Source organism: Pseudoalteromonas nigrifaciens (genome assembly GCF_002221505.1).
In the GTDB taxonomy this organism is placed as follows: Bacteria; Pseudomonadota; Gammaproteobacteria; order Enterobacterales; family Alteromonadaceae; genus Pseudoalteromonas; species Pseudoalteromonas nigrifaciens.
Genome location: NZ_CP011036.1, coordinates 2,563,255 through 2,589,864 on the forward strand (window position 1 = coordinate 2,563,255; position 26,610 = coordinate 2,589,864).

16 protein-coding genes are annotated in these 26,610 nt (G+C 38.2%); 10 read left to right on the forward strand and 6 right to left on the reverse strand.

Annotation, left to right across the window (positions count from 1 at the left end; genetic code table 11):
* Nucleotides 1-399: 399 nt before the first annotated feature.
* Entirely contained in the window at nt 400-1,320 is a 921-nt protein-coding gene (locus PNIG_RS12220; RefSeq protein WP_011328810.1) for a 2-hydroxyacid dehydrogenase, read from the reverse strand.
* Between the two features lie 50 nt (nt 1,321-1,370).
* Nucleotides 1,371-2,789 (reverse strand): MATE family efflux transporter, encoded by a 1,419-nt coding sequence (locus PNIG_RS12225; RefSeq protein WP_011328811.1) that lies wholly within the window; start codon nt 2,787-2,789, stop codon nt 1,371-1,373.
* Between the two features lie 242 nt (nt 2,790-3,031).
* On the opposite strand from PNIG_RS12225, the gene PNIG_RS12230 reads away from it, so the two are divergent.
* Complete coding sequence (locus PNIG_RS12230) at nt 3,032-3,685, forward strand: OmpW/AlkL family protein (RefSeq protein WP_011328812.1); 654 nt, start codon at nt 3,032-3,034, stop codon at nt 3,683-3,685.
* Nucleotides 3,686-3,780: 95 nt separating this feature from the next.
* Here the strand turns inward: PNIG_RS12230 and PNIG_RS12235 are convergent, their stop codons facing one another.
* From PNIG_RS12235 to bcsE, 4 genes are all read right to left on the reverse strand, one after another.
* Nucleotides 3,781-4,317 carry a thioesterase family protein gene (locus PNIG_RS12235; RefSeq protein ID WP_011328813.1) on the reverse strand — a complete coding sequence of 179 codons (537 nt, stop codon included), beginning with the start codon at nt 4,315-4,317 and terminating at the stop codon, nt 3,781-3,783.
* A 128-nt stretch (nt 4,318-4,445) separates the two neighbouring features.
* Nucleotides 4,446-6,002 (reverse strand): transcriptional regulator TyrR, encoded by a 1,557-nt coding sequence (gene tyrR / locus PNIG_RS12240; RefSeq protein ID WP_011328814.1) that lies wholly within the window; start codon nt 6,000-6,002, stop codon nt 4,446-4,448.
* A gap of 128 nt (nt 6,003-6,130) precedes the next feature.
* Nucleotides 6,131-7,708, reverse strand: a complete 1,578-nt coding sequence (gene bcsG / locus PNIG_RS12245; RefSeq protein WP_089368597.1) for a cellulose biosynthesis protein BcsG — start codon at nt 7,706-7,708, stop codon at nt 6,131-6,133.
* 176 nt (nt 7,709-7,884) lie between these two features.
* Nucleotides 7,885-9,501, reverse strand: coding sequence for a cellulose biosynthesis protein BcsE (bcsE, locus tag PNIG_RS12250; RefSeq protein WP_089368598.1), 1,617 nt, complete (start codon nt 9,499-9,501; stop codon nt 7,885-7,887).
* Nucleotides 9,502-9,619: 118 nt separating this feature from the next.
* Here bcsE and bcsR point away from each other — a divergent pair, with 118 nt between their 5' ends.
* From bcsR to hppD, 9 genes are all read left to right on the forward strand, one after another.
* A complete protein-coding gene (bcsR, locus tag PNIG_RS12255; protein ID WP_011328817.1) occupies nt 9,620-9,805 on the forward strand; it encodes a BcsR/BcsP family cellulose biosynthesis protein in 186 nt (61 codons plus the stop codon).
* A 17-nt stretch (nt 9,806-9,822) separates the two neighbouring features.
* Nucleotides 9,823-10,536, forward strand: coding sequence for a cellulose biosynthesis protein BcsQ (gene bcsQ, locus PNIG_RS12260; protein ID WP_089368599.1), 714 nt, complete (start codon nt 9,823-9,825; stop codon nt 10,534-10,536).
* A 2-nt stretch (nt 10,537-10,538) separates the two neighbouring features.
* The gene (gene bcsA / locus PNIG_RS12265; protein WP_089368600.1) at nt 10,539-13,202 is read left to right on the forward strand and encodes a UDP-forming cellulose synthase catalytic subunit; all 2,664 of its coding nucleotides are present in this window, start codon (nt 10,539-10,541) and stop codon (nt 13,200-13,202) included.
* Nucleotides 13,195-15,444: a cellulose biosynthesis cyclic di-GMP-binding regulatory protein BcsB gene (gene bcsB / locus PNIG_RS12270; protein ID WP_089368601.1), complete on the forward strand. Its 2,250-nt coding sequence runs from the start codon at nt 13,195-13,197 to the stop codon at nt 15,442-15,444. The genes bcsA and bcsB overlap by 8 nt, the downstream gene beginning before the upstream one ends.
* Nucleotides 15,444-16,574, forward strand: coding sequence for a cellulose synthase complex periplasmic endoglucanase BcsZ (bcsZ, locus tag PNIG_RS12275; RefSeq protein WP_089368602.1), 1,131 nt, complete (start codon nt 15,444-15,446; stop codon nt 16,572-16,574). Before bcsB ends, bcsZ begins: the two co-directional genes overlap by 1 nt.
* Nucleotides 16,565-20,383, forward strand: a complete 3,819-nt coding sequence (locus tag PNIG_RS12280; protein ID WP_089368603.1) for a cellulose biosynthesis protein BcsC — start codon at nt 16,565-16,567, stop codon at nt 20,381-20,383. The genes bcsZ and PNIG_RS12280 overlap by 10 nt, the downstream gene beginning before the upstream one ends.
* Nucleotides 20,384-20,639: 256 nt before the next feature.
* Nucleotides 20,640-22,130 (forward strand): peptide MFS transporter, encoded by a 1,491-nt coding sequence (locus PNIG_RS12285; RefSeq protein ID WP_011328823.1) that lies wholly within the window; start codon nt 20,640-20,642, stop codon nt 22,128-22,130.
* Nucleotides 22,131-22,305: 175 nt separating this feature from the next.
* On the forward strand, nt 22,306-25,038 hold the full coding sequence (locus tag PNIG_RS12290) for a metallophosphoesterase (RefSeq protein ID WP_089368604.1): 2,733 nt from the start codon (nt 22,306-22,308) through the stop codon (nt 25,036-25,038).
* A gap of 319 nt (nt 25,039-25,357) precedes the next feature.
* Nucleotides 25,358-26,404, forward strand: a complete 1,047-nt coding sequence (hppD, locus tag PNIG_RS12295) for a 4-hydroxyphenylpyruvate dioxygenase (protein ID WP_011328825.1) — start codon at nt 25,358-25,360, stop codon at nt 26,402-26,404.
* Nucleotides 26,405-26,610: the final 206 nt, after the last annotated feature.

Consider the following 26,610-nt stretch of genomic DNA (forward strand, 5'->3'; position numbering starts at 1 on the left):
ACTATCATCGTCAATCTGGACTAACCCGATAACTATTAGCAATATAAGAATGAAATTGTGGTGTGATACAACAAGCAGCATACTGAGGACTTAAATTAGATAACTAATTAAGGAGATAATTTTAGTGCTTATAGCAAAAACCTATGCTAGGTTTGATAAAAACTCAGCATAGGTTTTGTTTTAATAGAGTATTAGCGCAAGCTCGCTAGCATGGGCTTGGTTAAACCATGCCGATACTCCTAAAATTATAATAGATATAACCACTAAACTTAATTTAACGCCGCCCTGATTAGACTTCATAGTATTCTCGATATTATTTTTATTAGTAAGAATAAGTTTCATACAATAATAAAAATTACACCTGTTAACAAGATGTTTATCAAATCATTTTCTTTGTGGCTAATAGCCTTTGGTTCTATCAACCCGGTTTTTAAGTGGTGTGCCATTAGTTAAGCATTGAATACTCACTTCAATTTGTTCAATAACGCAGTTAACATCTGATAATGCAGCGCAATGTGGTGTTATGGTTATTTTAGGATGCAGCCAATATGGATGCTCACTTGGCAATGGCTCTTGATCGAATGCATCAAGCGTGGCGGCGCGTAAACTGTCACTATTAAGTGCCTGTAATAAATCAGCTTCTATTACGTGCTGGCCGCGTGCCGCATTTACTAATACTGCATGGGCGGGTAATTTAGCCAATAAATCTTTGTTAATAATTCCGGCCGTGTTTTCGGTCAGCGGTAATAAGCACACTAAATAATCTGTATTAGGCAGCATTTCGTTTAGCCCATGTTCTCCATAATACATGGTCACGTTATTCACGTCTTTATGGCTTTGTGCCCACGCGCTCACGCTAAAGCCATTATCAACGAGTCTTTGCGCACAAGCTCTGCCTAATTGACCAAAGCCTAAAATAGCCACTTTGTTGTGACTTAATACCCTATTTGGTTTCCATTGCGTTGCGGCTTGTTTTTGATAATATTCTTTTAATTGTAGTTTTTGCGCCAATACGTGAGTAAGTACATACTCGGCCATATCTACTTCTAATTGGGAGTCAACAATACGCACTACTTCAACATGCTCTGGCAGCAAGTCTAAATCAATGCTATCAACCCCAGCACCAAACGACGACACCACTTTTAAATTAGGTAATTGTGCCCATAGTTCTTTTGGTGCATACCAGGCTAATACAAACTCAACTTTACTGAAATCTTCACACTGTGAATATTGCTCAATGTGTATATTAGGTAAGCGTGCTTGTAACTGCGACACCAGCTTAGAATTATCACGATCCCCTATAGCAACCAAAACAGACATAGTTATTCCTTATAAAATTAATTATACGGCAGCAAACCCCACCGCAATGTTTAGTGACTGCCTTCTTCGATGAAAGCTTCTTGGCTAATTTTAGCTATGTCTTTGTCTTCTTTGGTTAAAATAGTTTTTTGCCACGAACCTTGAGCAAACCACGCATAGGTAATAAGCGCAATAACTACGTTGGTAATGGCAAATGAATACCAAATACCGTGATCTCCTAATTGCGTATGTTTAGATAAAATATACGCCGCAGGAAACTGTACAACCCCCTGTGATAACAGGGCAACTAACATAGCATTAAGCATATTGCCTGATGCCCTAAAAGCAGCCACGACACAAAGTTGTACACCAATTCCCCCCCAAGTTAAACACATTATGCGAATAAATTTTGCGCCTTTAGCGATTACAGCCCCATCATCGGGAATAAAAAATGCAACTAAATGCTCGGCAAAATAATAGGCTACCCCTCCCACAAACGACAGGCCTAGTAAGCCCCATAAACTAGCAAGCTGAGTTATTTGCGCAGCGCGTTTGGGGTTTCCTGCGCCCATATTTTGCCCCACTAATGTAGACACAGCCATCGACAAACCCATTGCTGGGATCATCACCATTTGTAAAACATTGGAGCCAACACCGTAAGATGCAATCGTTTGCGTGCCAAAACTTGCCACTAAAAAAGACATGATAATTAAACCAAAAGCACGAGCCGACAATTCAATTGAACCCGGAGCGCCTAAAAAGAAGGCTTGTTTTATATATTGCCAATCGGGGTAAAAACTTTTTAGCTGTAATTGAATACCATGACGGCCGCGTAAAAATATAATTACCCCAGCAAGTGCAGCTAAGCTCTGCGTTACTAAAGTTGCCAGTGCAGCTCCCATTACCCCTAAGCCTTGAAAACTGCCATAGCCAAAAATAAATAACGGATCGAGTACAAAATTAAGCAACACGGTCACGCTCACAATAATTAGCGGTACTTTTGTTTGGCCAATACCACGCATTAACGATTGGAACATGGCATAAATAAATACAAAAATAACCCCAATAAACGATACATGCATAAACTTAAGTGCATCGCCATAAACAGCGTCTTCTACGCCTAAAAGGGTTAAAAAATAAGGCGATAGCATATAACCTATGCCCCCCAGCACTATGGCTGTTAGCGTCACCATTAACATAGTTTGCGCGGCAACATGATTTACTTTGTCTTGCTGCCCTGCTCCCATATATTGCGCCGATAAAATAGCCCCCGCCATCGCCAAACCTGCACCTATGGCAATGACTAAAAAAGTAACAGGCATACTAATAGACACAGCAGCAACTTGCGCAGCCCCTAAACGCCCCACCCAAAAAGCGTCAGTGAGTTGATACGCCGACTGTAAAACATTGATTAAAATTATAGGAATACCTAACTTAAGCAGCGCTTTAGAAATTGAACCATGAAGAAACAGCTGCTGGGTAGCGTTCATTTAACCTGCTTAATATTGAAAAGGAGACATAAAGATAAGTTTAACAAACTTGGCTGATTTTATTCTGAATATTACCTAAATAAGTCAATAGCTTTTGTTATGTACTGTGGAGAAACTTAATCTAAATCAATAAATGATTTTGCTAACTTCAAACATTTCTGAAACCTTGATCTAAAACAAGTTATTGCTTGTGTTAATGAATAATAATAGCGGCAATCACAAAGTAGTTCTTGGAGAACAACATGAAAACTAAATTAAGCATTGCATTACTCACCTCTTTATTAGCACTCTCTCCTGCTGCACACGCTAACTTTAGCGTAAACGTGGGTGCTATAAACGTAAACCCTGATAGTACTAGCTCACCAATTAACGAAAATTCTGCTCTAGGACTTAATCCGGGTTCAGATACTCAGTTAGGTATTACTGTTGATTATGCTTTTAATGAGCAATGGGTGTTAGAGTTAATTGCAGCTACACCGTTTTCACATGATATAAATGGCGCGGGTGGTTTAGCGGGCAATAAAATAGCTAACATTAAGCATTTACCTCCTTCGTTAGTAGCGCAATATCACTTTTTAGATTCAAGCTACGCGTTTCGCCCTTTTGTTGGTGTAGGTGTTAACTATACAACTTTCTTTGATGAGCAACCTTCTCAAGCACTAAAAACAGTACTTGGAACAGATGATGTAGAAGTTAAACTTGATGATTCGTTTGGCTTTGTAGCGCAAGTGGGTGCTAACTATAAAATAGATGAAAAATGGGGCCTACACGCTATGGTTTCAATTATGGATATTGAAACTGATGCAACTGTCTATGCCGATGGCGCTCAAGCATTAACGTCAACTGTTAAAATTGACCCAATTGTGGCGATGTTTGGGGTTAAATACAGCTTTTAATAGTAATAAGCATGTGTGTTAAAAAGGCCGTAAGGCCTTTTTTTTTCAACTATTGATTATTACTCATAACTAACCAGAGCTCAGGTTAACTATTATTATCGTGGTAAATTAGTTACTTTTTTCTGCTCTAACATTTCTTTCCAGTGCATTACTTCACTTGGTAAAATAGGGGCTACACCTTTAAAGTCAGCTACTTCCAGCATTTCTTCAATGCTAATTATGCCCTTTTTACTTTTAAATACGCCGCGCACATAAGCAATTGCGTGTAAGCCACGCTGAGAGTGAAATTTTTGCTCTATATAAAAGTACTTATGATCCCAGCCCACTAAACGGGTGCTAATTGTATAACGCTGCATAGGTTTTATATCGCGAATATAAGTAATAGCAGTCGCGTTTACAATTGGAAACCAACGACGTTTTAATATGTGCTTTAATAAACCCACCCGCTCTGTCATCCAAGTGCGCGATAAATCCATCATAGCCAAGTAACGTGAATTAGTTAAATGTAAGTTTATATCGCAATCTGTAGGTAGGGCTTTGTAATCAATATCTACCGTATCAAGTAAATGTTGATAGTCATGGTTACGTTTAATTTTAAAAAACAATAAAATAAGTCGAATGTATAAGTTCACGGCAGAGGTCTTACCAGTTAAAGTTAAATTAAGTGTATCACACGCGTTTAGCCAAAGTTTACTTTATTAAAGTAAATAACTATAAGCTACCCGCGCACGTTTAAGCTTATAGTTATTACTTTGCGTTACTAAACTTTTACTGTTTTACGATTAATACCATAATCACGTAACTTGTTTGCCACCGCGGTGTGGCTTAAACCAAGGCGCTTTGCTAGTTGGCGTGAGCTAGGATAAGCAGGATATAGCTTACGTAATAACGTAGCTTCAAAGCGTTTAACTGCTTGATCAAGTGAGCCTTCAAAATCTGATTCTAAATACCCTAAATCATGGGTAAATGTAGGGAGCTGTAAATGCTCAACGCGTAATTCACTGTCATCTAACAAAGACACAGCACGGTAAATTGCGTTTTCTAATTGGCGCACATTACCCGGCCACGGATAATCTTGTAAAAAGCTTAAACACTCTTGTGATAACAACGGCACGTCATGACCATTTTGCTGTGCGTACTTTTGAATAAAGTGCTCAGCAAGCGGCCCCACATCGGCTTTGCGATCTCTCAGTGGTGCTATTTCTAGCGTTAAAACGTTAATACGGTAATATAAGTCTTCCCTAAAAACCCCCTCTTGTACCATAGCAGGTAAGTCTTTTTGAGTGGCAGCAACAATACGTACATTAACTTTTACTTCGTTTTCATCGCCTACTTTTCTAAATGTGCCATCTTGTAAAAAGCGCAGTAACTTGGTTTGTAATTGAGTAGACATTTCGCCCACTTCATCCAAAAATACAGTACCGCCATCGGCTTGTTCAAGTACGCCACGTTTTGGCGCGGCGTTTTCTTCGTAACCGGCATAACCAAATAATTCAGATTCGGCCACATCATCGGGTAGCGAAGCACACGACAAAGCAATAAAAGGCTTAACAGAGCGATTAGAAGCGTAATGACATGCACGTGCGAGCAACTCTTTACCAGTACCGGTTTCGCCAGTAATTAAAATAGGCGCTTCTAACTGCGCCATTTTACGTGCTTCACGCACTACTCGGCGCATTGCAGTGCTAAAGTTATGAATAGTAGCAAAGCTCTCTTGTCCATAGCGTCTAAAAGCACTTACTTGTTGGCCTAAGCGACTTTGCGATTTAATATTTATTACCGCCCCGGCTAACACATCGCCTTCGTTACTTTGCGGAACAGCAATGGGTAAAATATCCGCAATAAAATCTTCACCTGCCACTTCTACGCGCGTAGTTTGGCCAAGTACTTCTTTACCCTCAAGCCAGCGAGTAAAATTAAAACCTTTAAGTAAGTTATTAATATTGGCACCAATAACTTCTTTTTCTGTTAGTTGTAAATCTTTGCACGCTGCGTCATTACATAAACGCACCCAACCTTTGGCATCTATTGAAATAACGCCATCGGGTAGTGCTCTTAGTAGTGTATTTAATTCGTTATGTTCACGCTCTGAGGGTAAAAATGCCGTGGTGCGTACATCATGCACACCATCAATTAAGCGAATTGATGGCATGATTTTTTGAAACTGCTCAAATTCTATTTCAGGAAAGCTAACATACATACGACAATTAACTGAGTCGACTTCAATCCCTTTTAAATCAACATTATAGTTAACTAAAATATTAAGGATTTCTTGAGCAATACCAACTCGATCCGCACAATGAATATCTAAACGCATACAGCCTCAAATAAGGGGAAACTATTTGCGCTGAATAATACGCTAACTCTGATCAGCTGGATAGTTTAATGTAAACAAATTTGGACATATATGCATTTTTTTTGCTTGAGCTAAATATAAAAAATAACTCACCCTCGGGGATATAAAGTCCACTCACCGCCATCTAATTGAATATATGGACGTTTATTAACATACATCATTATTGTTCCGGCGTTTTCTGCTACTTTTTGCGAAGTGGGTAACTGGCTCACTAATTCTGCCATATTATTACTTTTCCCTGCAAAGTAATTACTCTTCATCACCTTAGTTATCAGCTCAGATAGAGCAAAGTAGCTGCTTGTATTTGTCACTGTTATTTGCGACATACGAGGCAAGTCAGGACCTATAAACTTAATTGCCGCTGGCACTGTTACTATTGAAGGGCTTGGTATTTCGCGCAGCCCTGCAAATTGTACTTTGTCGCCTTGCAGTGCAGCGCCATGCTCTGGCACTAACATTAGCATCACGTTGCGGCCGCGTTTTTCTAAGTTTTTAATAAACTGATTAATATCTGAAAATAAATTTTGTTGTCTAACAGGATAACTTTCATCACTATTCATGCGCCTGCTATTAGCCAATTGATTGCCATCGTGCAAGCTAATCGTATTGTAATACATAGCGCATGGTGCGCAGCTATCGCCTTGCTCTTCAAGCCAACTATTTAGCACCGCCTCGTCTGAATAAATAGGTTTACTGTCAAAGCTATACTGCACAACAGGTAATGATGTGGTGTCAAATAGTGGGCTATTTAGCTTACCTTGTTTTTTCACTAAATCTTTAAAGCCGTCAAAATGGCCATCATGATTCATAACTAAATGACTGTCGTATCCTAGCTTTTCTAGGTTATTAAATAAGTGACATTGCTCTGGCGCATCATCAAACAGTGCTGGTTGGCTTGTTTGCCCACAACTTGCTCGCAGTAACCTAATAGCGGCAGGACCACTGTAGGATGTAGCTGAATTAAAATCAGAAAACACAATATCAAAATCACTATAAACATCATCTAAACTAACGCCTATAGCGTTTAAGTCTGCAATAGCTAGGGAGCATATATTTAAAACAACAACGTCAAATTGCGTGCCGTTATACTCATCTGGAAAGTAGCTAACTAATTGGCTCTGCTGCTTATAAAAATCATTTAATTGCTGATCTGCTGAATCTAGCTTTTGGGTAACTACAGCAGTATTACTAAACTCTTGCTCTTGATTAGGCGCATTTTGCACCGACACTGCCATATCATTTGGCTTTAACGCCCCCTGGTAACCTATAAAAATTAATCCAGCTATTGTTACTGTAGTAAAGCGGATCCACTGCGAGGTATACCAAAAACAAATAACAATAATAAATAAGCCCAACAGCATATCGTAATTAACTATGCGGCCAAACAACTCAACAAAATAACCTAAACTAAAATCTTGAATATTTCCCGCTTGTTTGGTTAATCTATCAATTGGAGGTAACCATGAATCTTTATAAAGCAATACAATCGCAAACACCGCGCCAATAAAGTGCTTTAGCTTATCTACTTGTGAATTACTAAAGGTAAGTGCAAATAAGGCAGCTAAAGCAGCATTACTTAAAAAATCAAATTTTATGGCACCATAATAAAAAAGTACAAACTTTACTAAAAAATAGAGATTCCAAATACCTAAACCCGATAACTTCACGGTTTGTCCTTTTCATTTTTTTTAAACATGTACGGCTCTAAAACTTGGTGTTTAAAAGTGAGCTGTAGATAGTATGTTTTTAATTTAGATAATATAAACGAACCCGCTAGGCACAATATACCACCGAGCAACATTGCCAATAAGGTCGTAATAATAAATTGATTCATGCTCATAATTTACATCCTTAGCTTCATTACAATAGGCGTTGCATCTGCGCGCTCTGTAATAACAAGTTCGGGGCTGTCTATATCAATAGCTGAATTATTAATAAAACTCGGGGCAAACTCATAACTGTTGTTTTCTGTTAGCTGCTCAGAATAATCGATAACGCTTTTATCTTTATAAAAACGCCTAAGTTGCTTACATTCTTGTTGAATATAAAAATGCTCCGACATCAAATTTTGCTGTACAAAAAAGTCACTGATTTCTAACTTAAATAAATGTTTAATCGCATTATCTACATCGTTTTCTCTACACGCGTGTAAATATAAATAAATTGTATTTTCAGCCACACTTAACACATCCCCTTCGCGCTTTATGTGAAATAAATGCAGCGGATGTATAGGGTCTATTCTTGGTAATAGCTCTAATTTGACTAACACACCACTCACTCCTAAATTAACCGCGGAGTTGCTGTGTATTTCAACCTGGCGAGTAAATTCTATAAAAGGTAAATACCCCTTCGAAAAAGTATTTTCTGTGTACTGCAGTACATGCTCAACAGAAGGCGGTAAGGGTCTGGAGAATTGAAAACCTTGAATTGACTGAATTTGCGATAATAATCGTGACGGCTCAGAAAAACTATATAAAATAAGGTTTACTCCAAGAGTTAAAAATAAACACTCATCTTGATGACGAATAATACCATCAACATTTTGAATTACTAACTTTAGCCAACGACCACAGTGTTTTCTTAATTCAAAACAATGTGTTGCTAGTTGTTTTAGATCAGTATATCGGGTTACCGAAAAAACAAGCGTAGCAGCTTCTATTCTAGGGCCTTTTTTATATAGGTCTTTATTATCATCCACAATGCGATAATGTGCTGGCAACTTAGTCCCCTCAGGAACTGCATTTTGTACAAGCCACACATCATCTTCATCAAAAAAGTTCTTACTACCGGGCTTTTCTACTTCGTTACCTATAGCTTGCTTTGCTATTAATTTATTGTGTTTAAAAACCAACTGATATTGCTCGTTAGCTAATATACCTGTGCTATGGCGCCAGTAATCATAGTCGATGGTACGTATTGCAGCATCATTATCAATAAAAACACTGCCATCGAATAATTTATTTAAACGCCTGATTAAAAAGCGATACTTAACAACTTCAGGCCCAGAAACTAATAGTAACAAAGTTGCATTAGTGCGCTTAGTAAACTTCGTAAAGTACTCCATCAGCTGTTCAACTTCTGGCTCTTTTATAGACTCTAATTGCATCGTACTTAAATGAATAAACACTAAGGATTCGGTTATTTCTGAGTAAATACTTAGTTCACTGAGCATTTTTTTTACTAACTCTTTAATACCAAAATCTTTATTTTGTGCGCTAAATGAAAATGAATGCACCTGCTTATTTTCATAAGCTGTAATTAAATTAGTTGAGGAAGGAAGCTCAAAAAAAGATTCAATCTGCGCAGATGCAATAAATATATTGCCTGCGCAACTTTCGTTAACTATTTGTAACGAAAACTCGATAACTATATTGTCTTGAGGCGCTAAAACAGCATAGTTTGAGGCCGTTTGTAGCTCTTTGGCAAAAGGCTCTAATCCCGATATATTAAGCTGATGCAATTAAAAACCCTTATTTTAAAATACTTTTTCACTAGTTTTAAGCGCTATTCTATATATAATAGCTAAATAAAGTCCACTTTAAAAAATAAAGTCTATTAACAAAGCAGTATAACTATCAATGAGAAGTTTAGCTTTTAAAGAGTCAAAAACGTTAACATCTAATGACATTAAAAACTTATCGCATCGCTTTGGCGGCCAAAGTGACGATTATGTCGAAATAGTTAATCAACAACAAAATATAAAAACAATAAATAAGTATCCTTTATTAAAGGAAATAGACAGTGCAGTTAATGCCACAAAATAAATAGGTAGCTTAATAAAGTGCAAAGAGTTTTTATAAAAGGGATAAAAGGCGGTACAGGAGGCACATCTATTGTAGCCAACCTCGCATGCGCACTTAAAAAATCAGATGTTGATGTTATTGCTATCGACTTAGACGCAAAAAGTGATTTAAGCTTACATTTTGGTTTACCTTGGACACAAACTCTTGGTTGGAGTAACGCTGAAACATTTAATGATGCGCTGTCAATGTTTCAACAAGATAGTAATAGCATTATATTTCTGCCCTTTGGCGATAATTCAGCCACAACAAATGATGTTATAGATACAGTAAATAGCTGCCAGCAATTAGACCTTGCTCCTGATACATGGATGCTATACGACTGCCCTTCACATATAGATATTACGCATTACAGTTTAAATCACGACGATATTTTTGTTGAGTTAGTAAACTGTGATGCAACTTGCCACAGCTTAATTCACAAACGCTTAGTAACACTTAAGGAGTCTAACATTGACTGGAAACATTATTTTTTAGTCAATAAATACAATTCAGCTTCATTACTTGAGTTTGATTTATTTGCACTGTGGCAAACAACACTGCCGCGAATAGCGCCATTTTTTATTAATCATGATGAAGTTGTTAAAGAGGCGACAGCTTATCGCAATGTTGCATTTAATTGCGCCCCCTATAGTGTGGCGAATGACGACTTTGAAACACTTGCTGGCTGGTTGGTCAGCAAGGCAGCGTTATAGTTATGAGTACCTTAAATAGACGCCCATTAGATCGTACTTTATATTTACTTTTGCGCCTTTTATTTACAGAAAAGCTAGCTCGCTTCGTGATGTTTAAATTTCATTGTTATTTTAATCAACACAAAATGAATGTAGTAGAAGCGTTTTCATTTCCTTTTATAACGCTTATTAGCTCGTTATTTATAAAGTTTAACCCTCATAAATTAACTACTCATAACTTTTTGCGTACATATTACCCACACTTAAAATTACCTTATCGCAGCTTTATTTACTCAAATAGCCTGCGCTTTGTATTACAAAGTTTATTTTTATTGTTTTTTAAATATGAGCCTAAAAATAGCGCTGTAAAAGAGCCTATTACTCATTATTTTTACTCATCAGTAAACTATACATTTAGACAACTACGCTGGATTGACTTAAAGCTAGGAAAGTTACTAAAAAGTTTATTATCTAAAAGCACTAAAAAAACAAAAAAAAGCGCATTTAAAACAATGGCATATGCGAGTATCTGGCAAAATAAGCTTATAAAATATATTGCTATTACATTTATATTATTTTTAATGGCTATTTTTATCACTATTCCGTTTAGCTTAGAGGCTCAAGCTGTATTTATTAGTTTTATTTTATTGGTAGCCTATTCACTAAGACGAGTAAAAGGGCAAATGGCGACTATTATCATGATCACCCTATCGGTCACTACCTCCTCGCGCTATTTATGGTGGCGGTACACTGAAACACTAAATTGGGATGATCCTCTCGCTTTATTCCTAGGTTTGGGCTTATTGCTTGCTGAAACCTATGCTTGGCTAGTACTAATTCTTGGTTTTTTCCAAACTATTAACCCGCTTGAGCGTAAACCTATTGCCATGCCTAAAAATACCGACCTGTGGCCAACCGTAGACGTTTATATTCCAACCTATAATGAACCTCTGAGCGTAGTGAAACCCACTACACTCGCGGCGATGAGCATTGATTGGCCCGCAGATAAGCTTAATGTATACATATTAGATGATGGCAAACGCCCTGAGTTTGCTCAATTTGCTGAACAAGTTGGCGTAGGCTATTTAACTCGCCCTGATAATAATCATGCCAAAGCGGGTAATATGAATAGTGCGATGCGCTATACAGATGGCGAATACATTGCTATTTTTGATTGCGACCACGTTCCTGCTCGATCATTTTTACAAATGACCATGGGGCAGTTTTTAAAAGATAGTAAGGTATGCTTAGTGCAAACCCCGCATCACTTTTTTTCAGCCGATCCCTTTGAAAGAAATTTAAATAACCACAGTCAAGTCCCTAACGAAAACATGCTGTTTTATGGCCTAATTCAAGATGGAAATGATATGTGGGACGCGACCTTCTTTTGTGGCTCGTGTGCGGTATTAAAACGCCAAGCACTTGATGATATAGGCGGCTTTGCGTTTGAAACCGTAACTGAAGACGCGCACACCGCACTAAGAATGCAGCGCGCAGGTTATAAAACAGCTTATATTAATATTCCACAAGCCGCGGGATTAGCCACCGACAGTTTATCGGCTCATATTGGCCAACGAATTCGTTGGGCGCGTGGTATGGCGCAAATATTTCGTCTTGATAACCCGCTATTAGGCAAAGGGTTAAACCTGCCACAACGACTGTGCTATATAAATGCCATGCTACACTTTTTATCTGGGGTTCCTCGCATTGTATTTTTAACCGCTCCTTTAGCACTCATCTATTTCAACGCTTATATTATCTATGCACCATTTTTAGCCATATTTATTTATGTTGTACCCACACTCATTCAAGTAAAAGCGACTAACTCACGTATTCAAGGTAAATACAGGTACTCATTTTGGGGTGAAGTTTACGAAACAGTACTGGCTTGGTATATATTAAAACCCACCACAGTTGCTTTATTTAACCCAAATAAAGGTAAGTTTAATGTAACTGAAAAAGGGGGACTTAATAATAAAGAGCATTATGATTGGGGGATTTCTAAACCCTATATGGTATTACTCGCGATTAACTTATTAGGCATTATTGTGGGTACTTTAAGAGCCTTTTTTGGTGAGCCAAATCAAATTGGAGTGCTAATTATTAGTATGGCATGGGCCACCTATAATATTATTATTTTAGGTGCTGCCGTCGCGGTAGCAGCTGAAGCTCGTCAAGTAAGAAACTCACACCGCGTAAAAGCAAACTTTCCGGCGGGTATTCGTTTAGCGAATGGACATACTTTAAAAGTTAAAATTACCGACTACTCTGATAACGGAGTAGGTATTGAAACCGAGCATGCGCATTTATGCAGGGTTAACGATAAAATAGAGCTATTAATGAGCAGAGGTAATAAGCAGTTTTCGTTTACTACCTATGTAACTAATACTCGGGAGAAGCAATTTGGTCTTACACTCAAAGATCTCAGTATAGAAAAGCAACTGGCGTTTATTCAGTGTACTTTTTCAAGAGCTGATGCTTGGTTAGATTGGCAAAACAATTTTAAACATGATCGCCCATCTTATAGCTTTAAAGAAGTTAAAAAAACAAGTTTACGAGGGTTTACTAATATATTGTTTCACGCACCAAGACAACTTCAACCTATTATTAAGTTTATGACTAATTTAGTTATTTACGTAAATTCATTCATTCCCAAAAAACCGATAGTGCAGAATAATTATGATTAAAAAGTTGCTTAATACACTCACCCTACTTCTGTTTACTAGTACGGCGTGGCACGTTATTGCTATCGAACCTATGCCAAATAAATCACTTTTTGCAAATGGTTACCCCGAAAGTGCAGCCGTATCGGGCTTAAAACTTGATTTTAATGCTTTAGGTTTTACTAACTATAAACTAGATGGAGTAAACAATAATTCTCGCGTCGATTTTACCAACAGTATAGATAAACTAAGCAAAAACTTAATGCTTAACTTTTCTTATACTAATTCGCCATCATTGCTTGCTAATGTTTCACACTTAAAAGTATATTTTAATGAAAACTTAGTCACAGTATTACCTGTTAATAAACAGCTTAGTACCGTTGAAAACTTAATTACGCATAACATTCAACTCAATTCAAAATACATACAAGACTTTAATCAAATTCGTTTTGAGTTAGTGGGCTATTACGACTTGACCTGTCATGATTACCATAATCGCTCTATTTGGGTTGAAATAAGTAAATCAAGCAATATTACTCTTGATCAGACTGAGCTGGCTATTGATAGTCGTTTAGAGTATTTACCTGAACCCTTTTTTGATAGTAAAGATTTTAGTAAATTAAACCTGCCATTTATATTTGCTACAACGCCAAACAAAGAAGCCATTGAAGCTGCCGCCACTTTATCTAGCTGGTTTGGTGCACAAGCCGATTGGCGCGGAGCACAATTTCCGTTATTAAAAAATAAAGCACCTAATGAACATAGCGTGGTGTTTATCACTAACGACTCTAAGCCTGATTTTTTACGTGACTACCCTGATGTTGATAAACCAACAATTGAAATTATTTCTAACCCACTCCATCGCTATAAAAAAATGTTACTTATAGTGGGCAAAGACACTGCTGATTTAAAAACTGCAGTAACGGGTTTAGCATTTGGTCATAAACTGATGACTGGTCGCACCGCTAGTATAGAGGCTATTAATCAGCTCCCGCTAAGAGAAGCATATGATGCTCCTCGCTGGTTAAGAGGCGATCGCCCCGTACATTTTGATGAGTTAATTGACTACCCAAAACAATTACAAGCTCAGGGCTTAAATAATGGCCCGGTAAAATTAAACGTACGCCTTGCACCCGATTTATTTACTTGGCGCGAAAAAGGCATCCCAATTACGCTGCAATATAGAAATACGCCTGAGAGCAGCATGCTTGACTCACGCCTAAACATGCTAATTAATCAAGAGTTTATTAGTGGTTTTTTACTCAGTAAAAATGATTCATTACTAAGTAAAACCAAAACAATTATGCCTTTAATTGGTAATACAGATACCACAAAAAACGCAGAAGATTTTTCCTTAAATGGGATTAACTTAGCAATTAGAAATGAGCTTAACTTTGACTTTCGCTTTGGTGTACTTAAAAAGGGAGAATGCTCTGTTGTACCTGCAGGAGGGGAGTATGGCGTAATAGATGGTAATTCAAATATTGATGTTAGTGGGTTTCATCATTACATTGCCCTACCCGATTTAAATGTATTTGCTAATAGCGGTTTCCCATTTACTAAATATGCCGACTTACATCAAACCTTGGTTATTTTAGATGATAATCCAACACCTGAAGCAATCACTTTACTACTCAATTTAACCGGTCGCTTTGGTGCTATCACAGGCTACCCTGGACACCGTTTAGAAATACAATCAGTCAGTGACGATAATAGTAATTATGATGACAAAGATATTATGATTATTACCGCCGCAAATACAGCGGTGAGTGACATTGATGAGAACGCGCCCACCAGTAAGCTTTTAAAAAATAACCACAGAATTATAAAGCAAGCTTTTTATAATGGCGCCTATGATGCTGATACAACAGAAGATGTACAGGTAAGCTTAGTTAGTAGCGGAGACTTAGCCGTTATTGCAGGGTTTCAATCGCCATTTGACTCTGAGCGCTCAATCGTGTCGTTAACCGCCAGTACTAATAAAGCGTACACACTACTAGATACTGCATTTAACGAGTCGCAATGGTTATCGCAAATTAAAGGCAGCGCTGCCGTTATTACTAGCCAAGGCGTAAGCTCTGTTAAGGCAGATGATACGTATTTTGTGGGGTATGTACCTGTGTATACTTTAATTTGGTTTCATTTATCTGATCATCCATTTTGGCTAGCTTTTTTATCTATTTTAACCCTGTTACTTATTTCATTTATAATTTGGCGCTTACTACAGGCCCTTACCTACAAACGTTTAGCTGAAGGAGATAAATAATGAAATTGTTTATAACTAAAGCATTTATAATGCTGATTTTATTTACTCCTTTGAGCCACGCACAACAATGTGCGCCTTGGCAGCAATGGCAAACGTTTAAAACACACTTTATGAGTGATGATGGCCGAATAATCGACTTAGGCAGCGAGCAAAATATTACCACTTCTGAAGGGCAATCCTATGCGCTATTTTTTGCGCTAATTGCCAATGATAAAACCGCTTTTGATAAAGTATTAAACTGGACTGAAGAGCATTTAGCCGAAGGCGATTTAAGTACTCGCCTACCTGCATGGCTATGGGGAGTTAATAAAAACAACGTAGGTAATATTCTTGACTCAAACCCAGCATCTGACTCTGATTTATGGATTGCTTATAGCTTATCGCAAGCAGCTATACTTTGGGATGACCGCCGTTACCGTATTTTAGCAGCCGTGCTCGCACAGCGTATAATGCGCGAAGAAACAGCGTATATTAAAGGACTTGGTTTATCTTTATTACCCGCACCTAGCGGCTTTGAGTTTGATAACAAGCGCTATAAATTAAATCCAAGCTATTCGCCGCTGTTTATTTATCAGCAATTTAGCAAACTTTATCCTCATTCACCATGGCAAGAGCTGCATGACAGTTCTGCCAACCTAATTCTTGAAACAAGTAAGCAAGGTGTTAGCCCTGATTGGATTATGTTTGATACTAACAAGGGCTTTTACTTTGATAAAAAAGTAACCGACTTGGGAAGCTATAATGCAATTAGAGTCTATTTGTGGGCAAGTATGATGGCAGAGGATGCACCTTACAAAAAGCAATTAGTCGCACAGTTTGCTCCTTTCATTAAAACGATAAATAAGCGTGGTTATGTGCCTTTAAATACCTATGCACAAACGGGGAACTCAGATAAAAGAGGACCTGTTGGCTTTAATGCCGCATTACTGCCTTTACTAGCAACAGCAAATAATGACAATGACGCTGTAACAATGTCGATTCAACAAAAGTTAATGGTTGATAAATCATTTAGCAAATCGCGTTATTACGATAGTGTATTAAATTTATTTGGTAGCAGTACCTTAGATAAACGCTTTGCAATTTTAGCAGACGGGACGCTGCAACCTAACTGGAGCGATGAATGTCGTTAAGGTTTAGCTTAGTTTATGCCTTAGTAGCGTGCTCAACGTTAAGTGCTAAAACAGTCGACGATATAGACACTCAGTCTGTCGCATGGCTATTAAAGCAGATAAATATTGGCAAAGGGCAAGAAAATAAAAAGCTCGTTGAAGATAGCTTACGTAAGCTCGTTGCTATAGCCCCACTGCGCATTGAAACCCAATGTGCTTTAGCACGTAATTACTTTGCTACCGGCGCAACTAATGAAGCAACCTTATTACTAAACCAGCTTGATAATGGCGCAGCAAAACAACACCCATGTATTGAGCAACTTCGAGTTATTGCCCGTATTGAAACAACCGACAAACCATTAGTACAACAAGCAAAATTACTAGCAAGAGCTGGACAATATGTTCAAGCTCGGCAAATTTATAACACCCTTTTTGATACAGCCTACCCCGAGCTTAGTTATGAGCTTGAACATTTAAACTGGTATGCGCAAGACAGTGCCCAATGGCAGCAGGTTAATAAAGGCTATTTGCGCTTAATAGAGCAATACCCTGATGTAGCCCTAATCGAAATAGCTTATGCGACGCACCTGTTTAAACGCTCTGCGCTCGATAAACATGCGACTGATGTTTTTAGTAAATATGGCGTAACTGGACGTTTTAGCAACCAAATTGAGGATGCTTGGCTAAGAACATTGGCATTTATGCCTATTGAGAGTAGTACTGAGCAACAGTATCAGCGTTACTTTCTTGTGTATCCCTTTAGCAGTAAAGGGGAATTACAATATCAAGATTTCAAAAAGAAGTTTAGCGCTCGTCAAGCCTTGCTAGGTGATCCTGCTTATCAACTTTGGCAAAAAGGTAATGAACTACTTGAAAACAATAAGTTAAATGCCGCTGAACCTCTTTTATTACGAGCGTTAAAAGGCCGCCCAGCTGATTCTCAAGTTATGCATAGTTTAGGTGTGCTCTACTTACGCTCAGGTGAGCATCAAAAAGCAGATAACTACTTTACTCGCGCATTAAAATACACCTCAGAGTTTAATGAGCGTGAAATACTCAAAGGCTTAGCCAAAACTGCCAATTTTTGGCTGTATATTCGCCAGACTAAAGAAGCCATAAATAACGCAGAGTTTAGAACGGCAGCACTCAAACTAAATTTAGCAGCTGCATTACAAGAAAACCCTAACACCATTTTATTTTATAAGGGCGAGCTTTTATTTGCTCAAGGGCAGTACTCTCAAGCTGCTACTTTTTATCAAAGTGTTTTAAAAAATGAACCGCTTAACTCAAGTGCATTATTAAGCTTACTTAAAATAGCCGAACTTGAGCAAAGTGAAAAAGCGTTAAATGCTTTTTATAATAACCTTAGTTCTTTGCAAAAACAGCAAGTAAAGTCAGCTTACGCGGCCGCTGTTAGCAAGCAACTAAGAGAAAAAGCGACTCGATTTTATGATGCTGGCGAATTAAACACCGCTAGAAAAACCTTAGAATATGCCATTGAGTTAACTCCTCAACAACCCTGGTTATACTATGATCTTGCTTTAATTTATCAGCAACAAGGTTTAACTCAGCAAGCCCGATCTTTATTTAACAATGTGTTATGGCAATTTCCACTTAACTCTTCACTGCGTTATAGCCATGCACTTTTTCTGCGCTCTATAGATGACTATAAAGGTGCACAAGCGACGTTAAAGTATATTCCGGTTAAAGATAGAGATGCCGATATTTTAGTGCTCGAACAACAGTTACATATTAATGAGTCGCTTAATCAAAGCGAGCAACTCTTAAATACTAACAATAAAGCAGTCGCGGTTTACCATTTAAGTAGTTTAGAAGCGCAAGATTTAACACCTTTAATGCAAGCAAAACTAGCAAGTAGTTGGTATAAAATTGCAGAGCAACAATACGCACTTAACTCACTTAATAAAGCTTTAACAAGCGCGCCAACTCTCGCCCCATATTGGCATATGCTTTATGGTGAATGGCTTTTAGAGCAAGGCATTGAAGAGAAAACGCATAACTGGTTTACAAGTTACACATTGCCAGAGAGCGCAACTGAAAACGAAATCACTCAATATGTGCAATTACATAATAATTATATAAATCAATATTACAGCGGTAGCGATTTAATCGCTAAGCTAAACCAGCTTGACCAAAAATATAAAAATACGTCGGCGATAACTACCGCTCTTATAAATGCTAACTTAGCACTTGAGCAACGTGAAGCGGCAATTATTTTATATCAGCAAAAAATACAAAATAAACAAACTCTTGAGCCCCAAGCTTTAATGGCTATTGCCACCGCTTATAGAGAGCTTGGCGATGACTATCAGGCAAAGCAGGTTACGCAACAGGCTATAAATCAAAGTTCATCTCAAAAGGGGTACTTACAACGACAAATAATGGCATCCCTTAATGAGTTTAATTACGCGGGTGATGCGCTGTATCTTGCGAAGCAATTAGTTGATAAATCGCCAAACGATCAAGAACTTCGGTACCTAGGAGCTCAAGTTGCCGATAAGTTTAACAATGTCGAGCAAGCAAATACCTGGTATCAGCAAACACTGTCGCCTAACCAAGCTCTCAATGATGAACAGCTATACAGTAGCCTAGCGCGTATTAACGACACTGACCCTTGGTATATTAATGGCGCAAAACGTGAGTTAATAAATCAACAAAATAAAAACCAAGCTTATATTGCCATTGGGGTTAATTTTAGTGGCCAAACAAGTACCCAAAGCGAAGCAACGCTGGGAGCTGGCTTAATGCCTATGGAAGCTTATTTTTCGCTTTGGCAAGGCCATGGATTTATTAAAGTCGACCCTACAACTATAAGCGCACAAACAACACGATTTGATGAGCAATTTGCAGGTAGCCGCTATGGACAAGGTGCATTGTGTATTTTTACCTGTTCATTAGATGAAGTAAGCCCTGAGGAAAGTGGCGTTGATATTGGTATAGGTTGGCAAAATGAAAACTGGCGTGTTGATATTGGTACTACCCCACTTGGTTTTTTAATTGAAGACATAGTGTGGGGCATAAACTACGCAGACGATTTTGGCGACTTTGGATACAGCCTAGAACTTGAAAAACGCCCTGTTACCAGCTCGGTACTCTCCTATGCTGGTTTAACCGATATAAACTCAGGTAAAGTTTGGGGTGGCGTGCGCTCAACTGGCCTAACCGCCAATTTATCGCACGACTTGGGTGGTAATTGGGGGTTTTGGTCAAGTGCCGACTTTCAATTATATAAAGGTCAAAACGTAAAAGACAATCAACGTTATCGGCTAATGGGTGGCAGTTACTATCGCGTTATTAGTAACCAAGAGCGTGAATTTACCGCAGGTGTCAGTTTATTGCATTGGTCTTATAAGTTTAATTTAAGCGAAGAAACCTATGGTCATGGCGGATATTACAGCCCGCAAAACTATATAGGTATTTCATTACCATTAAGTTATGACGCACGTTGGGGAGATGATTTTGTTTATCGAATTAAAACAGGTATTTCTTACTCACAAACTAAATCGAACGCGATTGACTTTTTCCCAAACGATCCCGACTTACAAGCCCAAGCATTCGTAAGCCAGCTTGAAACAGGCGTCGTTCCTGCTTTTAACGGTGATACTAGCGCCGGTGTTTCGTATAACTTAGAAGGCAGTTTTGAGTACCGAGTAACCCCGCATTGGTTTTTTGGAGGCTACTTAGCAATTGACCGCTCTGACTTTTATGAGCCTAACTTTGGACAACTTTATGTACGTTACTATTTCAATCCTGTTTACGGCACATTAGCATTCCCAGGCAAACCTATAATACCTTATGCTGACTTTTAACAAGGTTTATTGTGTTTAAACCATAAAGCTTAACACTTCCCCTCGCACTAAGGTCTATGTATACTAATGCGCAATTGTAGCTAGGATAAGGGTGTGACTCTTACCTACAGCTTTACTACCTTAACGGCAAACCATTACCTTAGCTGCATTAAACAATACTGATGGTCGAGCATTTAGCGTGTAATACATGGCGCTAAATAGCTAAAGCAAAAATATATAAGGCCATTACAACAATACTTAAAGTTAGGAAGTAAATATGAGTTCAGCTCCAGATAGTGGTTGGTTTGGCCACCCTAAAGGACTTTCAACCTTGTTTTTCACCGAAATGTGGGAACGAATGAGTTATTACGGTATGCGAGCTATGCTCGTATTATTCATGACAGCAAGTTTACAACAAGAAGGCTTAGCCTTCACCGTTGCTTCAGCTGCTGCTATTTACGGTTTGTACACAGGCGCAGTATACTTTTTAGGCTTACCTGGTGGTTGGCTAGCTGATAGATTATTCGGCGGTCAAAAAGCGGTTTGGTATGGCGGTATTATTATTATGTGTGGCCACATTATTTTGGCTATTCCACATGATTACTCATTTTTTATTGGTTTAATTTTTGTAGCAACGGGTACCGGCTTACTAAAACCAAATATCAGCGCTATGGTTGGACAACTATACAGTGATGCTGATGAACGTCGTGATGGCGGGTATGCTATTTACTACATGGGTATTAACTTAGGTTCATTAATTGGTTATTACGTTTGTGGTTACTTTATGGAAAATCTAGGTTGGCACTGGGCGTTTGGTGCTGCAGCTGTTGGTATGGCTATTGGCTTAGTGCAATACAAGCGCTCACTTAAAAACTTACCTGAGCATAGTGCTCTACCAGCTAATCCTTTAGGTCCTAAAGGTACTGCTCGCGCATGGGGCAGTATTGCTATATTTATCATTATAGCGGCTGCTATCACTACCGCCGCTATGACTGGCGCTATAATTATTAATCCAACGGTAGTTGCAGGTTATACTGCGATTGCATTCACTATTATTTTCTTTGTTTATTTTGGTCTTATCTACTTTAAAGGTAAGTTAACCGATGCTGAGAAACAAAGAATGTGGGCACTGTTTTTAGTATGTATAGCTTCTGCCTGTTTTTGGTCTGGCTTTGAGCAAGCAGGTTCATCATTAAACTTATTTGCACGTGATTATACTGACCGTCTTATTGGTACTTTTGAAATCCCTACAACTTGGTTTCAGTCATTAAACTCGCTGTTTATTATTGCGCTATCACCATTTTTTGCAGCGCTTTGGATTAATATGTCAAAGCGTCTTGTTTCACCATCTTATAGTGCAAAATGTGCTGTTGGTTTAATTATAATGGCAACAGGTTTCTTAGTTATGTTTATGGCAGCGCATTATGCGGCTGAAGGCCTAAAAGTAGCACCTTACTGGCTTGTTACTACCTACTTTTTACACACTGTGGGTGAGCTTTGTTTGAGCCCTGTGGCATTAAGTGCTGTAAGTAAGTTATCGCCTCGTCGCTACACAGGCCAAATGATGGGCGTATTTGTATTAACTTATTCTATCGGTAATATCATTGCAGGATTACTTGCTGGTAACTTCGATCCAAATAATGTTGATGAAATACCTAACTTATACCTACAAATAGCATTATTTAGTATTGGTGTTGGTGTTATTTTAGTACTAATGACCTTTAAATCTAAAGTGTGGGAAAGACAGGGACTAAGTGAGGAAGCCTAGTAGTTAAGGTATTTAATTAAAATATTTGTTAATTAAATACCTATTACCCAACTTTTAATTACTTCCCCATAGCAGTATGGGGAAGTTTCCTCTTGGTAATCTTTTATTGCTTAGTTGTTAACTGGTATTATATAGCCAATTGATTACTGATTAGATTTTTAGGGATAGCGGGTAGATGCAATTGTTCACTTTATATAAAGTAATTTTAGTTGTTTTTTTCATTGGTTTTTTATCTGCTTGTGGTGGCGCTGGCGATCAAGTTACTCCTAATCCTAATAACCCTTCCACTCCCCAAGCTAACGTATTACTTATTACTGGTGCAGGTTTATCTGCCACTATTAACGATAACTTTAAAATTGAAATTCCTGCCAATAGTGTTAACTCTGATACAGAGCTTACTTATATTAGTATTGAGCAAGACGAAACGTCGCAGAATCAAAATATTATTTCTAATCTACATAGCTTAACTCCCGCAGGGCTTTCACTAAGTAATCCTTTTACAATTTCCTTAAAAATCCCTGACGATTACGCATTAGGCGGCCAACTTTATATTGCCCGTTTAAACGCTACAACTTGGGAAACTATAGAGAACTCTCGTGTTTTAAATGGTTTTGTTACAGCTCAAGTTAATCAGTTAGGCACATATGCCATAAAAATGCAGCGTAAAGAACGCACTGCCAGTATAGGCCCTACCTGTGATGTAAACAGCACTGAGCAATCTATTCGCTTTGTACATATTGCCGACTTACATGCTCGATTTGGTTATCAAGAGCAATTTTTTAGCCGAATTAAGGCATATCATAAAAAGGCTTTAAGCGAATCACCTTATACTTTATTTACCGATGGTGGAGATGATTACGAAAAAGGCACTGTAGCTGAGCAAATATCACAAGGTTTAGCGACCGATGAAGCCGTAAAAGCAATGAAGTTCGATCTTCGTGTAATAGGTAACCATGACTATGCTTGGGGGCCTGAAAAATTATTAGGCTTCTCAAAGGATGATAATGCCATTGTACTTGCCAGTAATACACGCTACGAAGGCGAACAAACACAAGATTTTGCAGCAGTAGGTTTTGCTAAAGTACAAGTAGGCTGCATTACACTCGGCGTATTTGGTATGACATCGGTCCCGTGGAACGAGCTAGATAGACCACTACAAGATGACCCTATTCCTGATTTTATCAAACAATTTAAAATGAGCTGGCAATGGCAACAAATAGCACAAAGTATTGTTAGTCAGTACAGCGATAAAGTAGATTATATGGTGATGTTAAGTCATTTAGGTGAAGGCCTTGATACTAGAATCGCACAAAGTGTGAGTGGTATTGATTTGGTTTTAGGCGGTCATACCCATGGCGGTGAGAGCTTTAATACCCTTGATAATGGCGCTATTGTTATTCAGCCTAACTTTTACGCTAAGGGCATAACCGACTTAAACTTAACGTTCGACACTAGTAATAAAACGCTCAAAAATGTTGACTACAAAACAGTAAAAACCGACACCATTACTGAGCGAGACACAACCACACAACAAGCCATCGACACAATTATGGGCCGTTATGCTCCCGATGCACAAACTGAAATTGCAATATCAGAAAACTACTTAAATGCAATGCAATTAGCAGCAGTCACCGCTGCAGCCGCTCAGCACTCAAGCAGCACTATTTCAGCAGCTTTACTCAACCCTGAGTTAGTGCAAAAACGTTGGACCCCTGGCGCCCTAACACAAGAGGACTTTCATAAAGCTTACTACGTAGAAAGGCAGCCATCTAACACCCCAGGCTTTAACTCTTTATATAAAGTCACGGTTAGCGGCAATGATTTAAATGCTATGTTAGCCAATCAAGCTGATTGGTTTTTACTAGCGCCTGAAAATATTCAAGCATCAAATAACTACAGTGTCGCACTTTTTAAAGGGGCAGCTCTTAATCCTGATTTATTTTTTAATGGGGTTACTTTTAATGATGTAGCACCGATAGCCGAAGCTTGGTGGCTTCTGGATCAATACGCACGTCATAGAACCACTCAATGCTTGCATATTGATACAAATACGCCACTCAATGCCTGCCAAGACATTGCTAATATCACTATTTGGAACTTTGATGATGTTAGCGATCCGCTTAAAGCCGACTTAGGCCCATCAATTCTTAGTTACTTCGATCCTGACAATAAAGGCTGGGGTCCTAAAAAGACCACCTTTGCTAGTACTAGCGCATTTAATATTAGTGATTTAGCTGATGGCGCATCAACTGTAATGGCATTTACCGATCACTCTCCTAACGAAGGGCTAAAGATTGAGTTAAATACCGCGCCAAATGGGGATTTTGCAAACCAAGGAATGGTGTCTGACTACACTTTAGTGATGGACATTTATTGGCCTTTTGCAGCAAAAGAAATATACAGAGCACTAGTTCAAACCGATGCAACAAATGATTTGAATAACGACGCCGACATATTTATTAATCCTATTGGTGGGTTAGGTGCATCAACCAGCGATAGTGGTTATTTTGGCACATCTGAGCCTGATACCTGGCACCGTATAGCTTTTGTATTTTATACCGCACCAAGCAATGGCGTATTTGAAGTGTATATTGATGGTGAATTTGCGGGTGTTAAAAGAGACGGTGAAATAGGTAAACGCTGGGCACTCGATCAAGCCGTATTATTATTAACTGATAATAACTACGAAACCGAACCGGGTTATTTAAACGCACTGCTTTATGCTGGTCGCGCAATGACTCGCAGTGAAATAAAAAGTATGGGTAACGCGCAACAAAAGCTGACTTTTAAGCAAACAACCCGAGAGCTCAATCAAAGTGTTGAACGCCATTACCAACTTGCACCCGCAATAAAACCTAATTTATGGTTAGAGCAACGTAGCAAGTTCTTTAACAATAGCAAACCGTAAACAATTAAATACAAAAAACCTTGTTTTTACTACAGTAAAAAAAGAGATTTAAGTTAGCTTAAATCTCTTTATAAAAAATAAACCACAACAAAATCAATAGCTAAAACTTAAAATGCCGCACTTATTCAAACGTTTTAATACATACGCGTATTTAAAGCACTCAGCAAAAAAGTAACTTACTGCTAACCGTCCTATAAAATTTACACACGCGCTGTTTACTAAATAACAACGCCCTCTTCCCCAAAGTACAAATTTAGTTAATCATCTACAGCAATACGACAACAAATAATCGCAGTGCTTAATTGCGGGAGTAATGATAATGAGTGAAGTAAATAACCCTTTAGGTTTAGTTGGTATCGAATTTACCGAATATGCAACACCTGATGCAGATTACATGGATAAAGTATTTACCGACTTTGGCTTTTCAAAGCTAAAAAAATTCAAAGGTAAAGACATTGTTTATTACAATCAAAACGATATTCATTTTTTATTAAATAACGAGCGTGATGGTTTTTCGGCACAGTTTGCTAAAGATCATGGCCCGGCTATTTGCTCTATGGGTTGGCGAGTAGAGAATGCACAAAAAGCATTTGAAGCAGCGGTAGAGCGCGGTGCAAAACCAGCAACCGACTCGGCAAATAAAGATTTACCTTACCCTGCAATTTATGGCATTGGCGACAGCTTAATTTACTTTATTGAGCAATTTGGCGAAAAAGGCTCTATTTACGCACAAGACTTTGAAGATCTAGCCGAGCAAAACGTGGTTGACGATAAAGGCTTTATTCGCATCGACCATTTAACTAATAATGTTTATAAAGGCACCATGGAAAAATGGGCTAACTTTTATAAAGATGTATTTGGTTTTACAGAAGTTCGCTACTTCGACATTAAAGGCCAAAAAACAGCGTTAATTTCGTATGCGCTTAAATCGCCTTGTGGCACTTTCTCTATTCCTATTAACGAAGGTAAAGGCAACGATAATAACCAAATCGATGAATACCTTGGTGAATACAATGGCCCTGGCGTACAGCATTTAGCATTTTTAACTGACGACTTAGTAAGCTCACTTGATAAGCTTGATAAATCGACTATTGCAACTTTAGATATTATTCCTGAGTACTACGATACTATTTTTGACCGTGTACCTTGGGTTGCTGAAGACAAAGAAAAAATTCGTGAGCATCAAATTCTAGTAGATAGCCAAAGTGAAAACTGTTACTTACTACAAATTTTCTCTAAAAACCTATTTGGTCCTATTTTTATTGAAATGATTCAGCGAGTTGACGATGGTGGCTTTGGTGAAGGTAACTTCCAAGCACTATTTGAATCAATTGAACGCGACCAAGAGCGCCGTGGCGTTTTATAAGTAGTTAGCATTTATATTTTAAAAGCAGCGTAACTCGCTGCTTTTTGTCGTTTTACGCTGATATTGAGTAACAATTCTACTCTGTCTGTTTAAATCGTGCTATTCATCACCATATAAGCTGTTAATAATAGATGTTTTTAATCTTTATATGCTTATTTAATAAATTGATATTTATACTGATTAGCACGACCAACTAAACCAAAGGA

Excerpts from the sequence above, each read along its gene's own strand:
- PNIG_RS12220 (WP_011328810.1), bottom strand. The coding sequence starts at position 1,320 with ATGTCTGTTTTGGTTGCTATAGGGGATCGTGATAATTCTAAGCTGGTG.
- PNIG_RS12225 (WP_011328811.1), bottom strand. The coding sequence starts at position 2,789 with ATGAACGCTACCCAGCAGCTGTTTCTTCATGGTTCAATTTCTAAAGCG.
- PNIG_RS12230 (WP_011328812.1), top strand. The coding sequence starts at position 3,032 with ATGAAAACTAAATTAAGCATTGCATTACTCACCTCTTTATTAGCACTC.
- tyrR (WP_011328814.1), bottom strand. The coding sequence starts at position 6,002 with ATGCGTTTAGATATTCATTGTGCGGATCGAGTTGGTATTGCTCAAGAA.
- bcsR (WP_011328817.1), top strand. The coding sequence starts at position 9,620 with ATGAGAAGTTTAGCTTTTAAAGAGTCAAAAACGTTAACATCTAATGAC.
- bcsA (WP_089368600.1), top strand. The coding sequence starts at position 10,539 with ATGAGTACCTTAAATAGACGCCCATTAGATCGTACTTTATATTTACTT.
- bcsB (WP_089368601.1), top strand. The coding sequence starts at position 13,195 with ATGATTAAAAAGTTGCTTAATACACTCACCCTACTTCTGTTTACTAGT.
- bcsZ (WP_089368602.1), top strand. The coding sequence starts at position 15,444 with ATGAAATTGTTTATAACTAAAGCATTTATAATGCTGATTTTATTTACT.
- PNIG_RS12280 (WP_089368603.1), top strand. The coding sequence starts at position 16,565 with ATGTCGTTAAGGTTTAGCTTAGTTTATGCCTTAGTAGCGTGCTCAACG.
- PNIG_RS12285 (WP_011328823.1), top strand. The coding sequence starts at position 20,640 with ATGAGTTCAGCTCCAGATAGTGGTTGGTTTGGCCACCCTAAAGGACTT.
- PNIG_RS12290 (WP_089368604.1), top strand. The coding sequence starts at position 22,306 with ATGCAATTGTTCACTTTATATAAAGTAATTTTAGTTGTTTTTTTCATT.
- hppD (WP_011328825.1), top strand. The coding sequence starts at position 25,358 with ATGAGTGAAGTAAATAACCCTTTAGGTTTAGTTGGTATCGAATTTACC.